This is a genomic window from Dechloromonas sp. CZR5, assembly GCF_008711155.1.
Lineage (GTDB): Bacteria > Pseudomonadota > Gammaproteobacteria > Burkholderiales > Rhodocyclaceae > Azonexus.
In genome coordinates, this window is sequence record NZ_VUYQ01000007.1 from 43368 (window position 1) to 63672 (window position 20305).

The window sequence follows — 20305 nt, forward strand, 5'->3', positions numbered from 1 at the left end:
CGGGAAGTTTTATACCGCGCGTTCCTTGACGTATCTCCCGGGTGCCGGCTCGATGGCCTTGTACTTGGTATTTCCCGGTTTGCGCGGTGCCCGCTGTTCTCCTGACAACGGTTTCAGCCAAGCGGCCCAATCAGCCCACCAGCTGCCCTTCCTTTCCTCTGCCGCCACCAGCCAGCCGTCGGCATCGGTTTTCACATCATCGTTGATCCAATAGCTGCGCTTGTTCTTGCTGACCGGGTTGATCACGCCGGCGATATGGCCGGAAGCGCCCAGCACGAAGCGAACTTGGCCGCCCAGCAAGCGGGTGCTCTGGTAGGCCGACTGCCACGGCACGATGTGATCCTCGCGGGTGGCCAGCAGATAGACCGGCATGTCGAGCTTGCCCAGATCGACCTGCTCACCGCACATGGTCAGCTTGCCCGGTACGCGCAGGTTGTTTTCCAGATACATGTTGCGCATGTACCAGGCGGCGAACGGCCCCGGCAGATTGGTCGAATCCGAGTTCCAGTACAGCAGGTCGAAAGCCTGCGGCTTCTGCCCCTTCAGGTAATTGCCGGTGACGTAGTTCCAGACCAGATCGTTGGCGCGCAGGAAGGAGAAGGTGTTCTGCAGGTCGCGGGCAGGCAGCAGGCCGCCCTGGCCGATCGTCGACTCGCGGGTTGCCACGCCTTGTTCGTCGATGAACAGGCCGATTTCGCCGGTATCGGAAAAGTCGAGCAGCGTGGTCAGCAAGGTCAGCGAGGCCACCAGGCTTTCGCCACGCGCCTTGAGTACCGCCAGCGCAGAGGTCAGGATGGTGCCGCCAACGCAGAAGCCCAGCGCGTTGACCTGCTTGACCTTGGTGATCTCACGAACTACCTGCAATGCGGCGATCGGGCCGTTTTCGAGATAATCGTCCCAGCCGAGATGGCCCTGCGCTTCCGTCGGGTTACGCCAGGAAATGAGAAAAACCGTGTTGCCCTGCTCAACGGCGTAGCGGATCAGCGAATTGTCCGGTTGCAGGTCCATGATGTAGAACTTGTTGATGCACGGCGGCACCATGAGCAGCGGACGCGTCCCCACCTTGGGAGTCAGCGGCGCATACTGGATCAGTTGCATCACGTCGTTTTCAAAGACCACCGCGCCGGCCGTGGTGGCGATATTCCTGCCCACCTCAAACACCGACTCGTCGGTCATCGAAATACGGCCTTTTTCGAAGTCCTTGATCAGATTGTTGATGCCGTCGGTGATGCTCTGCCCCTTGGTCTCGATGGCCAGTTTGATGAACTCGGGATTGGTCGCGGCAAAATTCGATGGCGCCATGGCATCGGCCATCTGGCGCGCCAGGAAACGCATGCGCTCCCTGGCCTTGTCATCCTGGGCCGGAATCACCTCGACCATCTGCTTCAGATACTGGGTATTGAGCAGGTAAGCCTGATGCAGGTAATCGTAGATCGGGCTTTCCTTCCACTCCGGCGCGGAAAAACGTCGGTCACCCGGCTCCGGCGCTACCTTGAAAGCAGGTTCCTGGCCCTGCTGCTTGGCAAGGACTGACTGCCACAGCGACATTTGCTGATCCATGAACTGTTTCTGCAGCGCACTCAGGGCCTGCGGGTCGGCAACCGGCGGCGGCATGGCAGCGGACTGACCGCCCGACTTGCCGAGATAATCCATGAACTGCTGCATCATGTTTTGCCCTGCCTGCATGAACTGCGCGGCAGAACCCATGAAAGCGTCGTTGTTGTTCGATCCCTGCGCCATGGGAAATCTCGTATCTGTAGTTTCGGGGGCTTGAGCTTTTGGATTCTGCATACCCGCTTTCACGCTGTCAATGCATTTGCATGCATAATTCTGGCGCCGGGGACACCCTCGCTCCGTACATTGTTGCAATCAACCAGGCTCTTGAAATGATTTACTCGCCTCGCTGCGACGCCATGCCATGTCGCTTGTACTGATCATCGTCATCGGGTGGCTTTACGTCACCGTTCTGGTCGCCGCCAACGAGCCGACCGTCATATCCGGGATCATTTCCTTTTTGTTCTATGGCGCCCTGCCCTGCGGCCTCCTGCTCTACTTCGCGGGATCGCGGGTACGCAGGGAACGCCAGCGCTTCAAGGAAATAATGGCGGAGAAGAACCGCCAGGATACGAACCCTTAGGACAGTCTCGCTGCCCCCGGGTCGTGCCTATTCGCCGACCAATGCCCTGACCAGGACGATGGAAGCGATGCCAGACCCGATGAGCAGAACCTGCTGCAGTGTCGCCTTCAGTTCCGTGCGTTTGTGCAGCCCCGGTATCAGGTCGGCAACCGCGACGTAGATCATGCTGGCCGCAGCCAGGCCGAGCAGGGTCGGAATCCATTCGGTCAGTTCCGACAGGGCGAAATAGGCCAGCATTGCACCGGCCAGTGTCGCCAGGCTGGACAACAGGTTGAAGGCCAGCGCCTTGAGCTTGCTGTAGCCGGAATGCAGGAGAATCAGGTAATCGCCGACTTCCTGCGGAATTTCGTGGGCAATGATGGCGAGCGCCGTAACAATCCCGAGTTCGGTGTTTTCCAGAAAAGCCGCGGCGATGAGGATGCCGTCTACGAAGTTGTGGAATGTATCGCCGACAAGGATCAGGAGACCCGAGCGCCCATGGTCGTGAGCCGGGGCATGGGCTTCGTGCGCCTCGCAGTGATCGTGGTGGCAATGCCGCCAGAGCACCAGTTTTTCAAGAACGAAAAAGACCATGATCCCGAAGAGCACGGTGGCCGCCATCTTGTGCGGATCGCCATGCTCGAGCGCATGCGGCAGAATTTCCAGGAATGCCGCGCCAAGCAAGGCACCGATAGCGTACGAGATCAGGATATTGACCCGATGGACCCCGACCGAGAGGCTCAGTGCCGCCGCGGCAGCAACGCTCAGCGCGCCGCCGGCCAGAGATACGGCAATGATCCAGGATAATGTGCTCACGAATGTCGGCCTGATGCAAAGCGCCGGATTATACGCCGTCGGCAGCCAGCCAGATCAGCGTCGCCATGCGACCGGTCACGCCGTCGCGACGGTAGGAGAAATATCGTTCGCCGTCGCTGACCGTACACAGCCCCCCGCCGTGAATCGATGTCAGACCGGCTGCACGCAGGCGGTGCTTCGCCAGCAGATAGATATCGGCCAGCCACTTGCCCGGAGACGAGGGTACAAATGCCTCCGCAGCGCCAGGATTGCTACCAATGAATGCTGCCCGAACCTCGTCACCCACCTCGAAGCGGGCCGGCCCGATCGCCGGCCCCAGCCAGGTCAGCAACTCGCCCGGCGCTACGGCCATGGCGGCGATGGTCGCCTCCAGCACGCCTGCCTGAAGGCCGCGCCAGCCGGCATGGGCCGCTGCCACGACCGTCCCGGCACGGTTGCAGAATAGCACCGGCAGGCAATCGGCCGTCATGACCACACAGACTGCCCCTGATTGGCGGGCAAAAGCGGCATCCGCCTCGATGACCGGGGAAACGTCCGGCATCGCCTCAACCACCTGCGTACCATGCACCTGTTTGAGCCAGGCCGGCTCACCCGGCAAGCGGCTGCGCAAGCGTGCACGATTTACCAGGACGCAGGCCGGATCATCGCCGACGTGATCGCCGAGATTCAGACTATCCCACGGCGCAGCACTGCAGCCACCACGGCGCGTCGTTTGCATGGCGCGCACCGTGGCCGGAGCCGGCCAATCGGGAAGCACCCACTCATCCATAGCGCAGGGTATCGAGCAGGTTCCGCATATCCTCGGGCATCGGCACCTCCCATTGCATCTTGAGGCCGGTCAGCGGATGAACGAGGCCGAGCCGCGTGGCATGCAGCGCCTGACGCGGGAACGCCGGCAGCTTGGGGTTGTTCTTGCCATATACCGGATCGCCGACCAGGGGATGGTTGATCGAAGCGAGATGGACACGAATCTGGTGGGTTCGCCCGGTTTCCAGCGAACACTCGACGAAGGTGCAGTAGGGGAAGGAATCGAGAACGCGATACCAGGTCAAGGCCGGCTTTCCGCCACGGTTCTCCGGAACGACCGCCATCTTGATGCGCTGCGTCGGGTGCCGGCCGATAGGCGAATCGACTCCGCCGTCCTTCTTGATCACGCCCGCCGCAAAGGCCAGGTAAATACGCTTGACGGTCCGCGCCTGCAACTGGCGAACCAGATCGGTCTGCGCCTCCAGGGTCTTGGCGACCACCATCAATCCGCTGGTGTCCTTGTCCAGCCGGTGGACGATACCGGCTCGAGGAATCAGGTCGATGCCCGGCACATGGTGCAGCAGGGCGTTCATCAGCGTTCCGCTCCAGTTGCCGCTGCCGGGATGGACGACCAGGCCGGCAGGCTTGTTGATCACCAGCAGCGTCTCATCCTCGTAAACGACGTCGAGCGGAATGTCTTCAGGCTGGTCAACCTGATTGCGGGCCTCTTCCGGCTCTTCAATCAGCAGCACCTGGCCGCCCAGCAGTTTCCGCTTGGTCTCGGTTTCCAACTTGTCATCGACCAGCACGCAGCCATCCTTGACCCAGCCCTGCAAACGATTGCGCGAATGCTGGGGCAACAGGTCGGCCAGCACCTGATCGAGCCGACGGCCGGTGGATGCCTCGGGAACGGTCAGGCGGAGCGGTTCAGTTCGGCTATAATCGCCGGAATCTTCAATAGGATCATTCATAGATGCGAAGTTTACCCGCATTCCCGTCTTTCCCTGCCCTCATCCGCACATTGCTGGCACTATTTGTGGCGACCCTCATTGCGGGCTGCGGCACCTCGGAAAAATACGACGAGACCAGCGGCTGGTCTGCCAGCAAACTTTACTCCGAGGCAAAGGATGCCCAGGGCGAAGGCGCATGGGACAAATCGGCCAAGTATCTGGAAAAGCTGGAGGCCCGTTTTCCTTACGGCCGCTACGCCCAGCAGGCGCAGCTCGAACTGGGCTACGTGTACTGGAAGGCGAACGAGTCCGGTTCCGCCCTCGCTGCCTGCGACCGCTTCATCAAGCTGCACCCCAGCCATCCGGCGGTCGACTACGTCTATTACCTGAAGGGCCTGATCAACTTCAACGAAGATCTCGGCCTGACGGCATACGTCAGTTCGCAGGATCCCACCGAGCGTGACCCGAAAGCCGCCCGTGAATCGTTCGAAGCCTTCAAGGAACTGGTAACCCGCTTCCCGAACAGCAAATACACGCCGGATGCGACGCTGCGCATGAACTACCTGGTCAACGCCATGGCATCGCTTGAAGTCCACGTTGCGCGCTACTACGTGAAGCGGGGTGCATACATTGCCGCGGCCAACCGCGCCCAGTACGCAATCAAGACCTATCCGCAGGCACCGGCCATCGAAGAAGCGATGTTCATCATGCTCACCGCCTACGACAAACTGGGCATGACCGATTTGCGTGACGACGCGGACCGCGTGATGAAGAAGAACTTCCCGAACAGCCGTTTCTACAAGGATGGCCTGGAACGCAAGACCGCCTGGTGGAAGCTCTGGTAAGCCAACGAAGCTGATCAAAGAAAAATGCCCGCACAACGCGGGCATTTTTTTGTGGGGCATTGCCTTGCGCAAGCTCTACCTGACGACCGGCCCGCAAACGGACCGGCAAGCAACCCCGCTTTATCACGCCGGCACGCCCCGGGCCACAACGACCTGCAGTCCGGCCGAGGACGTCAACTCCCCTGCTTGATCGCCAAAATCGCCTGATTGCGCAAGGTACGCAGCAATTGCAGTTCCTTTTCAGGAATCGCGATACCGCCCGGCTCGTCGCGATCGGCATAGATCAGCGCCACCGGATTGTTCTTGATGTTGAGCGGAAACAGAACGAAGGAATGCGCGGGCACCGCCTTGCGATACCAGTCCGGAATCCGGCTGGCGATCTTCGGATCGTCGATGTCGCTGATCAGGATATCGACTCCCTTCGACGTGGCCGCGTGAAAAATGTCCGGAGTGAAACTCAGCGTGAAACGAAAGGCACGTGCCACCTCATTGGCATCCGGGCCGAAACCGAAACGTCCCTGCATGACCCCGGCCTTGGCATCGCGAATGCACAGCACGACGCGTCGAAACCCCATGGCCCGATACATGGTTTCGAGAATGATGCGCAAGATGTCGTTGAGCTGAAAACCGTCGATCAGCGTATTGCTGATATCCTGAATTCCGGCCGTCAGAACCGCCTGGGCATCGACCTGCGGTTCGCCATTGCCGCCTCCGCCGCCGGCCAGCGGGTCGGGCTCCAGCAACACGGTGCTGTCTGCATAGTTCGTATCATGCCCCTCCGCTCCGGCGGGCGAATCGACTGCCGCTCCCTTGGCAAAAAGACGCATCTGTTTGCCGAACGTCGTCTGCTGCAGGTTGAGATGAACGACGCGGGCAAAATCGGCCACCTCCTCGACGGCACGCTGAACCGTTCGGAGTATGTCCGTCTGGTCCAGGGCGACGGCCTCGGCATAGCGCGCCATGGTCCGCTTCAACTCACGGTCACGCGCCTCGGGTGTGGCCTGGGCGATGACGTCGCACAATTCGTTGGAGAATCCGGCAAGGACGCGCAGACGATCTTCCTGCTGCACCGGAGTGCGGACCGGACCGGCCGGCAAGCTCCGTATGGTACTGACGATCAGCGGCGGGAAGCCCCACTGGCGTGCGATGGCGACACCCAGTTCCTCGAACGAAATGCCCAGAACCTGGCGGGCGGCGAGTTCCTCGGAACATGTCTTTTGCGCGATGATCCGGCGAATTTCGTCGGACTCCTCGGGAAAATAGTATTGCGACAGCAAGCGCCCCAGGCTGTGGAAAAGCGAGCAGATGAACGACTGCTCGAGGTCGCGCATCTGCGCAGCGGCCCCGATATCCTTGGACAGTACGCCAGCCAGGTTCGCGCGCAGGAAATCTTCCTTCAGCTGGTTGGCATTCCCCTTGTTCTGGAGGTGCTCGAACAGCAATACGGTAATCGCGATGTTGCGGACCGCTTCGAAACCGAGAACCACCACTGCCCGCGACACCGTACTGACGCTCCCGCCGCCAGCCGGCCTGAAGTAGGCCGAGTTCACCAGGCGCAGCAGTTTGTTGGTCAGCGCGAAATCCTTGAGGATGGTGTTCGATAGCTTGTCGATACTCTCGGTTTCGCTATTGGCGATCCGGTTGATGGCGGTGACCGATTCGGAGAGCGCGGGAAAATCGCTCTTGTGACGCATCCGGCGGAGCAGGAAGTCGATGGTCGATTGCCGGCTCCCCGTCGCCGGCAGGTCGTCCTCCGGCTCAAGGTAGTTGTCGAGCGCCTCGGCAAACTGGGCCGCCGTCTGGAAGCGCAGCGCCGGGTCCCGCGCGACCGCTTTCAACAGGATGGGGCGCAGGCGATCATCGACCCCCGTTCCCTCGGGCAGCGTCAGATCGACACTCGTAATGCGCTTGAGCACCGCCTGTAGACTGTCGCCGACAAAGGCACGCTGGCCGACAAGCATTTCGAACAATATCGCGCCCGCCGAGAAAACATCGGAACGTTCGCTGATCTCGCGATTCAGGATGTACTCGGGCGCCATGTACGCCGGCGTCCCGATAATCTGCTCAGCCTCGTCACCCGTCGCATCGAGGCGCGCAGCAATGCCGAAATCCATGACCCGTGGCGTACCGTCGTCGTCGAGCAGAATGTTCGATGGCTTCAGGTCGCGGTGGATGATTCCCTGGGCATGGGCGTGGGACACCGCATCGAGAATGGGGCGCATGATGCTGACGGCCTTGACCGGTGGCAAGGCCCCACTCTGCGCCAGGAATTCCGCGAGGTTCTTGCCTGGCACGTATTCGAACACGAGGTAGAGATCCCCTCCCTCCTCGCCTGCCTCGAAAATCGGCACGATACCGGGATGGCGCATGCGCCCGACAGCCCGCGCTTCGGCTAGCAGACTCTGGTTATGAAGCGGATCGGGACGCGCGAAATGCAGGGTCTTGATGGCAATTTCGCGTTGCAACTGGGGATCGAATCCCAGATAGACGACGCTCTGCGCCCCCCGCCCCAACTCTCTTTTGACTTCGAAACGCCCAATCTTTCGGCTCATTTTTCGATTTCTTCAATCCAGACCAGATGCGGCACGCCGTCGGCCCCCCCGCTGATAAGCGCATTCTGCCCGTAATCCCCGGCCAATGCACAGGCATCCTCCTCGGCCAGATCGGGAACGAAACAGCTTTCTTCCTGCGGTGCATCAGGCGCATCCGGCAGGTTCTGGGCCGCATAAGGCTCGTAGTTCCCCTCCAGCAGATCGCACTCAAGCGCAGCCTGCCGCTCGGCATTGACCGACTCGTCAGTCGCGACGGAGCCCGGGTTGTAAGCGGTTATCACCGCAAACCGGGTACAACCGGCGGTCTCCAGCCAACACCGCAATGCCTCGCTGGCTTGGCCGACCCTCAGGTCGCACAGGCCGCCGGGCAGGAATACCCGGTAGGTCGTTGCCCTGTAGGCCGCATCAAGCTCACTCGTCTTCGCCATCGAAATCCGCCCCCCCGATCAGTTGTTCCGAATCCGCCACCGGCAAGGCCTCGACTTCCTTCAGCTTGCGCGACAGCTGTCGCGTCCGCGTCTCGGCCTTGGCGATGCTGTTGCTCGCTTCGTCGAGCTTCTTCCGCGTGTGCGCCAGCGCTTCACCGAACTTGCCAAACTCGGTCTTCACCGCCCCCAGCACGGCCCACACCTCGGCCGAGCGTTGCTCGATGGCCAGCGTGCGGAAGCCCATTTGCAGGCTGTTCAACATCGCTGCCAGCGTGGTCGGGCCAGCTAGGCTGACACGATAGTTGCGCTGCAGCACCTCGGCCAAGCCGGGGCGGCGCAGCGCCTCGGCATACAGCCCCTCGATAGGCAGGTAAAGGATGGCAAAGTCCGTGGTATGCGGCGGCGCGACGTATTTTTCGCGGATGCTCTTCGCCTCGTTCTTCAGGCGCACCTCGATGGCCTTGGCCGCCTCCTCGATGGCGGCCGGCTCCTGCGCATCGATCAGGCGCTGGTAATCCTCGATGGGGAATTTGGCATCGAGCGGCAACCAGACCTCGGCCCCGTCTTCCTTACCCGGCAGGCGGATGGCGAAATCGACACGCTCGCCGCTCCCCGGCTTGGTCGCCACATTGGCGGCGAATTGATCGGCGGTGAGCAATTGTTCGAGCAAGGCCGAGAGTTGTACCTCGCCCCAGGTACCACGCGTCTTGACGTTGGTCAGCACGCGCTTGAGGTCGCCCACCCCGGCAGCCAGGGTCTGCATTTCACCGAGACCGCGATGCACCTGCTCCAGACGGTCGCTGACCAGCTTGAACGATTCGCCCAGGCGCTGCTCCAGCGTGGCGTGCAGCTTTTCATCGACGGTTCGGCGCATCTCCTCGAGCTTGTTGGCATTGTCGGCCTGCATCGCCGTCAGGCGGCCCTCGACGGTCAGCTTCAGGCGCTCGAAACGTTCGTCGAGCCCCAGCGAAAAGCGGTTCAGTTCGCGGGCGAAGGCTTCCAGGCGCTCGGCCTGCAGCGCCCCGAACTGACCGACCTGCGTGGTCACCGCCTGACTGAGCAAGGTGGAGGACTGGGCGCGCTCCTCGCGATCACGAAACGCTTCTTCCGCATCTTCGCGGCGACCGCGCGCCAACTCCTCGCGCAACTCCCGCTCCAGGCGCATCAAGCCTTTTTCCTGCGTCTCCTGCAGGACGCGGAAACGCTGCTCGTCGTCCTGCCTGCGGTTGCCCCGCAACAACACCGCCACCTGCAACAGGATGACCACCATCATGCCGGCCATGACAGCCAGCCCCATCGTTTCACTCATCGACTGCTTATCTCAAGGAAAAATCGGCGCGGCTACCCTTGCCCTTGTCGTCATGCTCGACCTTCGGCGGCAACAGGAAAACCCGTTCGGGCGGCACCTTGCCCTGCTCGACCAGCCAACTCTGCACGGCCTCGGCCCGACGGTCAGCCAGGGTCCTGATGTCGTCGTCGCTGGCCGGCAGGTTGGTCAGCATTAGCTTTTCCATTTCCTCGACCGGCAGGTCCTTCTGCAACCCGACAACGTTACGCGGCTTCGGGAATTTTGCTTCCTTGTAGGCACGGGTCAGGTAGGTCTTGTATTCCTCGGGGGCAATCTCGATATCGTCCAGCGACTTGCCTTCACCCGCCTTCTTAAGATCCTTCAGCTTCTCGGCCTTCATGGCGCGCTCGATGGCAACCCGCTTGACCCCCTCCTTGTCGCTTTCCGGATCGGCACGGCCGGCAATCTCCAGTTTCAGTGAATTGCGCTCGACCAACGCCTTGGCCAGAGTCTCCAGCTTCTTTGTCGCGGCAGCATCGAACCCCGCCCGGCCGGCGGCAAACTCGACGTTGGAAAGCTCTTCGCCACCACCGAACATCGAACCCAGCAAGGCAAATGGCGAGGTTGCAGCCTTGACGATCAGGTTCACGATCACCTTGACGATCAGGCCACCGACGGAAAACTGCGGATCATCCAGCGAACCGGATATCGGCAGATTGAGGTCGATTTCGCCGCGATTGTTCTTGAGCAGCGAAATGGCCAGATTGACCGGCAGCTTCGTGGCATCCGGACTTTCGACCTTGTCGCCAAAGGTGAACTGATCGATGAACAGGCGATTCTCTGCAGCCAGCTGGTTGTTTTCCAGCTTGTAGGCAACATTGAGAGACAGCTTGCCCTTCTCGATGGCGTAGCCGGCGTACTTGCCTGAATAGGGTGAGAACCCGGTCAGATCGATACCCGTGATATCGGCTTTCAAATCCAGATAGGACTTGGCGGCCAGCGGGTTCAGCTTGGCCAGTATCTGTACCGGTGCCGAATTGGCGTACTTGCCGCGCACCTCCATGTCAGCGACGGTATCGGCCGCCGACGACAGGCCGCTGACCCGACCGCCCAGTTTGGTCAGATTCACCGTGTAGTTCGGTTTGACAAAAAAGTCCGAGAAATTCACCGTACCGTTCTGCAGCGTGATCTTGGCGATCTTGATCGGCACCGGGGCCTTGGCGGGGGCCTTGGCGGGGGCCTTGTCAGCCATCTTGGTCGCATCCGGTTTGCTCTCCGGCTTCGCGGCGGCGTCTGTATCCGGTTTCCTGACGATATCGGCCACGTTCAGCTTGCCGTCCTTGTTCAGGATCAGGCGCGAGTAAAAATCGGTCAGCGCGATCTCGCCGATATTGATGGCCATCGGCTCCAGCCTGAAGTCGATGCCACCGAAGTAAAGCGACTTCCATTTGAGGAAATCGGCACTGTTCGCCTTGTCGACAGCGACGAAATCCCCCAGTGTGAAATTGCCCTTGTAACCCGCCTTCAGGCCTGCGGTGTCGAGCTTGGCCGTGGCCTCACCCTTGTTCGAAACCTGCCCACGATTCACCGAGACATTCAGGAACTGGCCGAGATACGGTTCGAGCGGCAGCAGCGGAACAGCCAGCGTCTCGACCTTGACCGCCACATCCAGCGGATAGACCTGCAGACTGCCATCGACGTTCAGGCTGCCCTTCTTGTTGATCGTGGTCTTCAGGGCAATCCTGCCCTTCTGGTTCGGTTCGTTGGTCAGCCCCTCGCCGTGCAGGTTGAACCCGTCGATTTCCTGAACGGCAACCGGTTGGGTCGTCTGATCCTCGAACCTGAAGCCCAGACCCTCTATGGCGAGCTTGCCGACCTTGCCGATCCACGGCTTTTCTTCCTTGGCTTTGGCCTCTAGCTTGGCATCGCTGGCACGGATGGTCTTCAACACCGGCGAACTGACCCATTCGATCTTGCCCGACTTGTTGCGCAACATGCGGGCACGCGCCCCCGCATTGATTACCTCGGCGATATCGATACGATGCCCGGGCAAATCGATCTTGATGCCTTTGACCGACATTTTCTCAACACGGAAACGCTCGCCGAGATCGACCTGATAAGCCACCTCGGCAATCTCTATCGGTTCGACCAGTTTGTGGTCGACCTTGCCGACCGCTACGTGGAGATTTCGTACTTCACCCGCCACCGGCACAGCGTTCGACTCATCCTGCCAGCGCAACAGGCCGTTGGTCAGCGCGAACTCACCCAGCGTCCAGGCGAACGGCTTTCCAGGTGCAGCCGGCGGTTCCGCTTTTTCCGGCGCCTTGGCAGCCATTTTTTCCAGTACCCGGAAAACGTTGAATTCGCCCTGCTTGGTCACCGCCAGGCTGAACACCGGGCCGTCGAGTCCGATGCGCTTGACTGCCGCAATGCGATTGATCGGATCGACATTGTCGAGTTCGACATCGAGCCGCTTCCAGGCAAGCAACGGTGCCGCATTGGTCTCGGTCAGATTCAGCCCCGAAACATGGGCGGCCCCGACAATCGAAACGGAATAAACCTTGTCGGAAACCTCCTTGAACATGGCCTTCATTTCCGTGTCGAGCGTTCCGGCCGCCAGCCTGAACGGCAGCGACTCGGGCAGATAGGGCTGCAGGACGGCCAAATCGAAGCGATCCAGGTCGAGATTCAGGTGGCTTTCATGCGTCGCCGAAAACGGCTTGCTGCTTCCGGTCAGTGCCAGCGGCGCGCCGTTGATGCTGGCGAAAAACGACGGATTGAGCAGCACCTCGGCCTGGTACGGCAGGCTCGACACGAAGGGCAGCGACAGATTGATGTCGCTGATCGTATGCACCTTGCCTTTCGGCTGGTCGTCGAACACGATCTTGCCGTTGATCAACTGGATGTTGTTCAGGGAAAAACGCGGCGTGCCGGTATCCGGCTCGTCCTTGGGCTTCATCCACTCGTCGAGCAGATCCGAAATGTCGTAACGGCCATCGGCCACTCGGGTTACGGCAACGCGCAAACCTTCAAGACGGATCTCATCGACGACGGCAGCCAGCTTGAACAGCGATGCCGAGGACAGGTTGACGAAAAGCTCGTCGAAACCGGCCACCTCCCGGCCGCCCTCGGCCTTGATCGACAGCCCGTTCACCCGGGCGGAAAGCGCGTAAGGATGGATGGCGATCCGTTCGATACTGACTTCGCGGTGCAACTGCTGCGAGAGTTGCTTGAGTAAAATGCTCTTTACAAGCGGTGGCGCGGCAAAATAACCAAAAGCGCCGAAAACAAGCAGAAATATAAGCAGCCATTTCCCGACATTCAGGCTACGCCGGGATTTGAGCGCAGCAGAAAGTCGTAACAATGCTACTGAATGATTCGCCCCCCGCTCCACCATGATATTCTGCCTCTATTGCTCTGGATCACTGAATCTAGCATACCAGTAACACACACCCGTATAAGCACAAACATATGAAGTGGTTGATTGACGAAATCGGTGGCGCATTGAGCCAACTCAAGCGCTGGCAAACCTGGCTGGGCATCGGATTGATTGGCACGTTTGCCGGGCTTGCCTACCTGGTGGCGACCTTTGCCTTCAAAACCGACGCCATTCTTGTCTTCATGCGCCGCACGGGCGCTTCCTGCCAGGAAATGACCAACGGCAGCATTATCGCCATGTTCGTCGGCATGATCTTTTTTGCCTTTTCGGCCATCCTGACTCTCGGTGAAGTTCAGCGCTATCTTCAATACAAACAGCGTTCCGCCCATCATCAAACCCGGCAGTCCCTGATTTGGGGGATCGCGTGGGGCGCGGTCGCGGTGAGTATTGCAATAGGCGCACTGGTTTTCTTCAGCCAGTATTGCCGTTAGACTGAGACAATCGTGTTCGCGGCCTCTCCATGAAAATACTCATTGTCGAAGACAGCCGATCCACCCCATCCCTGCTCAAGCAGTACGTCGAACGTTGTGGCGCGCTTGCCATCGGCGCCGAAAGCAGCGAAGCCGCGCTTGAATCATTCGCAAGCGAGGCACCCGATCTCATCCTGCTCGACATTGCCTCGCCCTCCATCGAAGGCCTTGCGCTGACGCGTCAGATACGGGCCACGGAAAAACCGGGCGACTGGACACCCATCATTTTCCTGTCGCCAGCCGAACAGGACGACAACATCGAGAAAGGCATTGCCGCCGGCGGCGATGACTACCTGCTGAGTCCGATCAGCGAGATTGCCCTGGGCGCGAAGATTCGCGCCATGCAACGCCTGGTCCTGATGCGCACCTCACTCCTTTCGCTGACGCGCAAGCTCGATGCCGCGAATCAGGAACTGATCCGCATCTCATCCAGCGACAGCCTGACCGGCATTGCCAACCGGCGCTATTTCGAGGAAGCCCTGTCGGTTGAATGGCGGCGCGCCCGTCGCCACTCCAACCCGGTGGCCCTGCTGATATGCGACGTCGACTATCTCAAGCTCTACAACGACACCTACGGCCGCACGGCCGGTGATGCCTGCCTGCGCAAGCTCGCGGCAATCATCAGCCGGCACTCGGAGCGTCCTTCCGATACCGTCGCCCGCTACGGCGGAGAAGAGTTCGCGGTCATTCTGGCGGAGACATCCATCGGCGGCGCGCTGATGGTGGCCGAGAAAATCCGCAGCGGCGTACAGGAACTGAAAATCCCCCATCCCTCCTCGCCTTTCGGCCAGGTCAGCCTGAGCATCGGCATCGCCTCTGCCGCGCCGGGTTTCGACAACCCGCCGGACGACCTGATTCAGGCTGCCACCAAGGCCCTGTACCGCGCAAAGCAGGAAGGGCGAGACCGGATTTGCCGGGCGGACGCCGCTTGAGCAACATGAATAAGCGCAGAATCTCCATCGTCATTGCCGACGACAACGACATGATGCGCAGCATCCTGCGGGGGATGTTGCGCAATCAGGAATACGACGTCGTCGGCGAGGCCCGCAATGGATCGGTCGCCGTCGAAATCGTCAGCCGCCTCAAGCCGGACATCGTTTGCATGGACGTGATGATGCCGGAGAAGAACGGCATCGCTGCCCTCGCCGAGATCAAGGCAGCACAGCCGAACGTCGAGATCATCATGGTGACCAGCAGTTCCGACCCGGAAACGGTGCAGGAATCGATACTGAACGGAGCAAGCGGCTTCATCATCAAGCCGTTCAACGCAGCCCGGGTACTGGACACGCTGGCCAAGGCCCGCAGCCGCATCCTGCAGAGAAAGCCCTAAAAACCGTTTCTCCAGCCCCGTATGGCCGCAAAGACCGAAACCCGGTCGCGCGCGGCCGCACCATGCTGCAGTGCGGCCTCGATCACGGCAGGCTCGCTGCAACGCAGGAAGGGATTGGTCGCCTTCTCCTCGCCCAAGCTGGAGGGAACGCTGGGCAGACCTGCGGCCCGCAGCGATGCCACCTGCGCCACCCTGGCCTGCAAGGCGACGTTGTCCGGTTCGACCGCCAGCGCAAAGCGCAGATTCATCTCGGTGTATTCGTGGGCGCAGTAAATCTGCGTCGACTCCGGCAAGGCAGCAATGCGATCGAGCGAATCGGCCATCTGCGCGTGCGACCCTTCGAACAGTCGTCCGCAGCCCGCCCCGAATAGTGTATCGCCGCAGAACAGGGCTCCCTCGGCCCGATAGGCCAGATGCCCGAGGGTATGCCCGGGCACGGCCATCACCGTGACGGGCTGGCCGAGAATATCGATGACTTCACCGCCATACAGGGGGTGCGTGCAGCCTGTGATAGACTCGTTGCCCGGCGCATGGACCCTGACCGGACCGCGTGCTGACAGTTCGGCAACGCCCCCCTGATGATCGGCATGGTGATGCGTAATCAGGATGCCTTCGAGAGTCAGTCCGTCGGCATCCAGCCTGGCAAGCACAGGCGCCGCATCGCCGGGGTCGACGACGACAGCGCGCTTGCCCAGGGTCAGCAGCCAGATGTAATTGTCCTTGAATGCGGGAATGAACGACACGTCAAACATGCCGGAACTATCGAGCGACTCGCCCCGGATGTCAATTCCCGGCCTCGATCGCTGGCTCGCGTCAGCCGCTGGCCGCTCCGTGCTCGACTGGGAACTGGCGCAGGTCGACCGCATGCTCACCGACATCTTCGGCTACCATGCGCTGCAAATCGGCTTGCAGCAGCTCGACTATCTGCGCGCCAACCGCATTCCCCTCCGCCAGAAGGGCGGTGATATGCCCGGCGGCGATTTCCTGTGCGATTTCCATGCCTTGCCGATCGCCGCGAACAGCACCGATCTGCTTGTCCTGCCGCATGTTCTGGAGTTCAGCGACGAGCCGCACCAGATTCTGCGCGAGGTCGAACGCGTCCTGATCCCCGAAGGGCAGCTAGTCGTCATCGGATTCAATCCCCTGTCGCTCTGGGGTTTGAAGCGCCGCTTCGACCGGAGCGGCGAATATCCGTGGAATGGCAGCTACCTGTCGATGAACCGTCTCAAGGACTGGCTGAAACTGCTCGGATTCGAGATCGTCCAAGGCAGTCTGGGCTGTTTCATTCCCCCGCTGGATAGGCTGCGCTGGCTCCAGCGATGGCAAACGGTCGACCAGCCCGGCGATCGCTGGTGGAACGTTTCGGGGGGCGTTTACGTGCTGCACGCCATCAAACGCATGCACGGCATGCGCCTGATCACCCCGAACTGGAAGAAAAAACCGGTGCGCGCCAAGGCGTTGCGCCCCATTACCCAAAAAGAAACACATGGCCACTGAAGACACGATAGAAATTTTTACCGACGGCGCCTGCAAGGGCAACCCAGGCCCCGGCGGCTGGGGAGCCATCCTGCGCTCCGGCCCACATGAAAAGGAGTTGTGGGGCGGCGAGAAGGAAACCACCAATAACCGCATGGAACTGACCGCAGCGATACGCGGGCTGGAAGCGCTGAAACGCCCAGTCGTCGGCAAGGTCTACACCGACTCGCAATACGTGCTGAAAGGCATCAGCGAGTGGATTCACGGCTGGAAACGCAACGGCTGGAAGACCTCGGACAAGAAGCTGGTCAAGAATGCTGATCTGTGGCAGACCCTCGATGCCCTGGTTCGCCAGCACAAGCTGGAATGGATCTGGGTCAAGGGCCACGCCGGCCACCCGGAAAACGAACGCGCCGACGCCTTGGCCAACCGTGGCATCGACGAGCTGAAGAAATAAGGAAACGCCATGCGCCAGATTGTTCTCGATACCGAAACCACCGGCCTGGATCCGCGTTCGGGTCACCGCATCATCGAAGTTGCCTGCATCGAGATGGAAAACCGGCGGCTGACCGGTCGCCACCTGCACAAATACGTCAATCCGGAACGCGAGATTGATGCCGGCGCCCAGGCGGTACACGGCATCACCCTGGAGTTCCTGGCCGACAAGCCGAAGTTTGCCGACATCGTTGACGAATTCCTTGAGTTCATCAGCGGTGCGGAACTGATCATTCACAACGCGCCCTTCGACCTCGGCTTCCTCAACGCCGAATTACGGCGCCTCGACCGCGTGCCGGTCGAGACCATCTGCGACGGCGTGACCGATACGCTGAGAATGGCCAAGGAGTTGCATCCGGGCAAACGCAACAGTCTGGATGCACTGTGCGAACGCTACGAAATCGACAACTCGACGCGTACCCTGCACGGCGCCCTGCTCGACACGGAACTGCTGGCCGATGTCTTCCTCGCCATGACCCGCGGGCAGAACACCCTGATGATCGAGCCCGATGCTGCCCCGCGCCCGAACATCGGTGCCGACGGCCAGGTCCGCGAGCGCAAGCCGCTGCTTGTGCGCCGCCCCACCGAAGAGGAACTGGCCGAACACGACCGTATCCTCGCCGCCATCGACAAGGAATCGAAAGGTGCCTGCCTCTGGCTGCCCAAGGCCGAGGCCTGAACCGAAGCGAGTCGTTCGGCCGGCGGACAGCACCAGCGCCCACGTCATGGGCGGCTGCGCCATGGCCGACAGCCCGGAAGGCGAGCTCACCGATGACAGTGGCCGCCATTTCCATGTCGACAATCTGTCGATCCACGACGGTTCGCTGTTTCCAACCAGCATGGGTGCCAATCCACAACCCTCCCTCTACGGCCTGGTCGCCCACTATGCATCCTTGCTCGCCGCCAGCTTGACGGGAAGGCCGAAACCCGCGATTCTCTGAAGGCTATGGTTCCTATCGCCCTGTTGTTCTGGCTGGTGGTCGAATTCGCCACCTACGTCAATCTCACCCGCTATTTCTTTGCCTTGCCGCTCGCCGAGGCACTGCTTCCAGCCCTGGGCGCCCTGCTCGGCCTGCGGCTCGGCATCGTCGCCATCACCTGGGCGTTTGCCCGTGCCTACCCATCGCCGGCGCCACAACTGTCACCCTGGCGCTACGCCGGCATGCTGCTCGGCGAGTACCTCGCCTTCATCGTCCATTTCGTCCTCGTCCTGCCCTTCGAGCGGCTCTGGATGCCCGCCGACCGGCTGCTGCCGGGAAGGCCGACGGTCCTGCTGGTCCATGGTTACGGCTGTAGCCGGGGCGTCTGGTGGTTCATTCGCCGCCGCCTTGAAGCGGCGGGCTACAACGTCGCCAGCGTCAGCCTGGTACCGCCTTATACCAGCGTCGGCAAGCTGGTACCGCAACTGCATGCGCGCATCGAGGCAGTCATCGCTGCTGCCGGCGTGCAACAACTCACCTTGATCGCGCACAGCATGGGAGGCCTGGTTTCGCGTTCCTATCTGGCACGCCACGGCATTGCCCGGGTCAACCGGCTGATCACGCTGGCCACACCGCACCAAGGTAGCGAGATAGCGCGTATCGGGATAGGTCGGAATGCGCGCGAAATGGAACCGGGCTCGCAATGGTTGCACGACCTGGGGGTCGAACCGGTGAAGATCCCCTTTGTTTCTGTCCGCACGCCGCATGACAACTATGTCATGCCGCAGGATAACCAGCGTCTGCCGGAAGCCCGCGACGTCGAACTGCCGGGTATCGGCCATCTGGCCTTGCTGCTTTCCGAACGGACAGCCGCCCTGTTGATCGAGCTTTGCGCCGAACCGCTACCGCGCCGGCCACTGCCGATCGGATACTGATACTGAATCAGAGCAGCGCCAGCACTTCCTCGCCAAGGCTGTACTTGCGGTTAGTGACTATGTCGCTCATGAGCGCATGGGTAGCCCTCGCCGGTCGAATGCAAAATGCCTAGCCCCGGACACGTTCGCGGATCGGCCTGCCTTCTGCCTGACCGACATCTGCGGTAGCATTCCGGGCCGACACTTGATACCCGCCACCATGCCCCACGCCGACTCTCACCTGACCGCCCGGGACCTGCTCGACTTCATCGACGCCAGTCCCAGCCCATGGCATGCCGTCGCCACCTGCGAATCCCGCCTGCGTGCCGCAGGTTACCAAGCGCTTGACGAAGACGCCCGCTGGTCCCTGCAAGCCGGCGGCCGCTATTTCGTCACCCGCGGCGGCTCATCGATCATCGCCTTCGTCGTCGGTAGCGCACCGCTGGCCGGACGCGGCCTGACCCTGATCGGCGCCCACACCGATTCGCCCGGCCTGCGCATCAAGCCGAAACCGGCCGACGCAACCGGCGGCATGATCCGCCTCGGGGTGGAGGTTTACGGCGGCCCCATCCTGGCCACCTTCGCCGATCGCGACCTGTCCCTGGCCGGCCGCGTCGCGATCCGTACCGGCGGCGGCATCGAAAGCCGCCTGCTGCGTTTCGATGCCCCGCTACTGCGCCTGCCCAATCTCGCCATCCACATGAACCGCGAGGTCAATGAAGCCGGCCTCAAATTCAACAAGCAGACCGAACTGCCGCTGCTCCTGGGCATCGCCGGCGACGACGGGGCCGAAAGGCGTTTCCGCGCCCTGATCGCGACGGCGCTCGATGTCGCACCGGACGACCTGCTCACCTGGGAACTGGCCGCCTACGACACGCAGAAGGGCACCCTGTGGGGTGCGGACAGCGAGTTCATCGCCGATAGCCAGCTCGACAACCTCGCCTCCTGCCACGCCGCGCTGTCGGCCCTGCTGGCTACCCGTGAGCCCGAGCAAACCTGCCTCGTCGCCTTTTTCGATCACGAGGAAGTCGGCAGCGAAAGCGCGGCCGGCGCCGGAGGCAGCTTCCTCGGCGACGTGCTCGCCCGCCTTGCCGGCACCTTCGGCCTCGACGACGAAGACCGGCGGCGGATGCTGGCCGGCAGCTTTTTCATCAGCGCCGACATGGCGCATGGCTGGCACCCGAATTTCCCGGCCGCCTACGAGCCCTGCCACCATGCGCTGGTCAACACCGGCCCGGTGATCAAGAGCAATGCTAACCAGCGCTACAGCACGACGGCCGAGACCGCCGCCCGCTTCATGGCTCTCTGCGAACGCGCCGGCGTGCCCTGCCAGCAATATGCGCACCGCACCGATCTCGGCTGCGGCAGCACCATCGGCCCCATCGTCGCAGCCCAGCTGGGCATTCCCAGCGTCGATGTCGGGTCGCCGATGTGGGCCATGCACAGCATCCGCGAAAGCGCCGGCGTTCTCGATCACGGCTACATGATTGCCGCGATGAGCGCAGCCTTCGCGAGCTGA

Annotated in this window: 20 protein-coding genes; 11 read left to right on the top strand and 9 right to left on the bottom strand. The window is 61.4% G+C overall.

Annotated features, from left to right (window positions below; genetic code table 11):
• Positions 1 to 9: 9 nt before the first annotated feature.
• Positions 10 to 1740 carry a class I poly(R)-hydroxyalkanoic acid synthase gene (gene phaC / locus F1002_RS16960; RefSeq protein WP_150430233.1) on the bottom strand — a complete coding sequence of 577 codons (1731 nt, stop codon included), beginning with the start codon at positions 1738 to 1740 and terminating at the stop codon, positions 10 to 12.
• A gap of 178 nt (positions 1741 to 1918) precedes the next feature.
• Here phaC and F1002_RS16965 point away from each other — a divergent pair, with 178 nt between their 5' ends.
• Positions 1919 to 2137, top strand: coding sequence for a hypothetical protein (locus tag F1002_RS16965; protein ID WP_150430234.1), 219 nt, complete (start codon positions 1919 to 1921; stop codon positions 2135 to 2137).
• Positions 2138 to 2164: 27 nt separating this feature from the next.
• On the opposite strand, the gene F1002_RS16970 is transcribed toward F1002_RS16965, so the two are convergent.
• Genes F1002_RS16970 through rluD form a run of 3 tightly spaced genes read right to left on the bottom strand, consistent with a single transcriptional unit; the run spans position 2165 to position 4650 of the window.
• Entirely contained in the window at positions 2165 to 2932 is a 768-nt protein-coding gene (locus F1002_RS16970; protein WP_150430235.1) for a ZIP family metal transporter, read from the bottom strand.
• A 28-nt stretch (positions 2933 to 2960) separates the two neighbouring features.
• Positions 2961 to 3650, bottom strand: coding sequence for a peptidoglycan editing factor PgeF (pgeF, locus tag F1002_RS16975; protein ID WP_370452171.1), 690 nt, complete (start codon positions 3648 to 3650; stop codon positions 2961 to 2963).
• Between the two features lie 43 nt (positions 3651 to 3693).
• The gene (rluD, locus tag F1002_RS16980; protein ID WP_150430237.1) at positions 3694 to 4650 is read right to left on the bottom strand and encodes a 23S rRNA pseudouridine(1911/1915/1917) synthase RluD; all 957 of its coding nucleotides are present in this window, start codon (positions 4648 to 4650) and stop codon (positions 3694 to 3696) included.
• 2 nt (positions 4651 to 4652) lie between these two features.
• Here rluD and F1002_RS16985 point away from each other — a divergent pair, with 2 nt between their 5' ends.
• Positions 4653 to 5474 (top strand): outer membrane protein assembly factor BamD, encoded by an 822-nt coding sequence (locus F1002_RS16985; protein ID WP_150430238.1) that lies wholly within the window; start codon positions 4653 to 4655, stop codon positions 5472 to 5474.
• A 173-nt stretch (positions 5475 to 5647) separates the two neighbouring features.
• Here F1002_RS16985 and F1002_RS16990 read toward each other — a convergent pair whose 3' ends face one another.
• From F1002_RS16990 to F1002_RS17005, 4 genes are read right to left on the bottom strand one after another with little or no spacing between them, the layout of a single operon-like run.
• A complete protein-coding gene (locus F1002_RS16990; protein ID WP_150430239.1) occupies positions 5648 to 8026 on the bottom strand; it encodes a serine/threonine protein kinase in 2379 nt (792 codons plus the stop codon).
• Positions 8023 to 8454: a DUF3293 domain-containing protein gene (locus F1002_RS16995; RefSeq protein ID WP_150430240.1), complete on the bottom strand. Its 432-nt coding sequence runs from the start codon at positions 8452 to 8454 to the stop codon at positions 8023 to 8025. Before F1002_RS16995 ends, F1002_RS16990 begins: the two co-directional genes overlap by 4 nt.
• On the bottom strand, positions 8438 to 9763 hold the full coding sequence (gene rmuC / locus F1002_RS17000) for a DNA recombination protein RmuC (RefSeq protein ID WP_191090452.1): 1326 nt from the start codon (positions 9761 to 9763) through the stop codon (positions 8438 to 8440). The genes F1002_RS16995 and rmuC overlap by 17 nt, the downstream gene beginning before the upstream one ends.
• 7 nt (positions 9764 to 9770) lie before the next feature.
• Entirely contained in the window at positions 9771 to 12956 is a 3186-nt protein-coding gene (locus tag F1002_RS17005) for a DUF748 domain-containing protein (protein ID WP_191090453.1), read from the bottom strand.
• Between the two features lie 257 nt (positions 12957 to 13213).
• On the opposite strand from F1002_RS17005, the gene F1002_RS17010 reads away from it, so the two are divergent.
• From F1002_RS17010 to F1002_RS17020, 3 genes are read left to right on the top strand one after another with little or no spacing between them, the layout of a single operon-like run.
• A complete protein-coding gene (locus F1002_RS17010; RefSeq protein WP_150430242.1) occupies positions 13214 to 13612 on the top strand; it encodes a hypothetical protein in 399 nt (132 codons plus the stop codon).
• A gap of 29 nt (positions 13613 to 13641) precedes the next feature.
• Entirely contained in the window at positions 13642 to 14583 is a 942-nt protein-coding gene (locus tag F1002_RS17015; protein WP_150430243.1) for a diguanylate cyclase, read from the top strand.
• A 5-nt stretch (positions 14584 to 14588) separates the two neighbouring features.
• Positions 14589 to 14981: a response regulator gene (locus F1002_RS17020; protein ID WP_150430244.1), complete on the top strand. Its 393-nt coding sequence runs from the start codon at positions 14589 to 14591 to the stop codon at positions 14979 to 14981.
• On the opposite strand, the gene gloB is transcribed toward F1002_RS17020, so the two are convergent.
• On the bottom strand, positions 14978 to 15733 hold the full coding sequence (gene gloB, locus F1002_RS17025; protein ID WP_150430245.1) for a hydroxyacylglutathione hydrolase: 756 nt from the start codon (positions 15731 to 15733) through the stop codon (positions 14978 to 14980). The two genes, F1002_RS17020 and gloB, sit on opposite strands and share 4 nt — an antisense overlap.
• On the opposite strand from gloB, the gene F1002_RS17030 reads away from it, so the two are divergent.
• The 6 genes from F1002_RS17030 to F1002_RS17055 all read left to right on the top strand — a co-directional run bounded on the left by F1002_RS17030 (position 15714) and on the right by F1002_RS17055 (position 20305).
• Positions 15714 to 16478, top strand: a complete 765-nt coding sequence (locus F1002_RS17030; protein ID WP_370452172.1) for a class I SAM-dependent methyltransferase — start codon at positions 15714 to 15716, stop codon at positions 16476 to 16478. The two genes, gloB and F1002_RS17030, sit on opposite strands and share 20 nt — an antisense overlap.
• Positions 16468 to 16914, top strand: a complete 447-nt coding sequence (rnhA, locus tag F1002_RS17035) for a ribonuclease HI (protein WP_150430246.1) — start codon at positions 16468 to 16470, stop codon at positions 16912 to 16914. The genes F1002_RS17030 and rnhA overlap by 11 nt, the downstream gene beginning before the upstream one ends.
• A gap of 9 nt (positions 16915 to 16923) precedes the next feature.
• Positions 16924 to 17631, top strand: coding sequence for a DNA polymerase III subunit epsilon (gene dnaQ, locus F1002_RS17040; RefSeq protein WP_150430247.1), 708 nt, complete (start codon positions 16924 to 16926; stop codon positions 17629 to 17631).
• On the top strand, positions 17597 to 17893 hold the full coding sequence (locus F1002_RS17045) for a GMC oxidoreductase (protein ID WP_255584494.1): 297 nt from the start codon (positions 17597 to 17599) through the stop codon (positions 17891 to 17893). Before dnaQ ends, F1002_RS17045 begins: the two co-directional genes overlap by 35 nt.
• A 5-nt stretch (positions 17894 to 17898) precedes the next feature.
• Positions 17899 to 18807, top strand: a complete 909-nt coding sequence (locus tag F1002_RS17050; protein WP_150430249.1) for a triacylglycerol lipase — start codon at positions 17899 to 17901, stop codon at positions 18805 to 18807.
• Between the two features lie 199 nt (positions 18808 to 19006).
• On the top strand, positions 19007 to 20305 hold the full coding sequence (locus F1002_RS17055) for a M18 family aminopeptidase (protein ID WP_150430250.1): 1299 nt from the start codon (positions 19007 to 19009) through the stop codon (positions 20303 to 20305).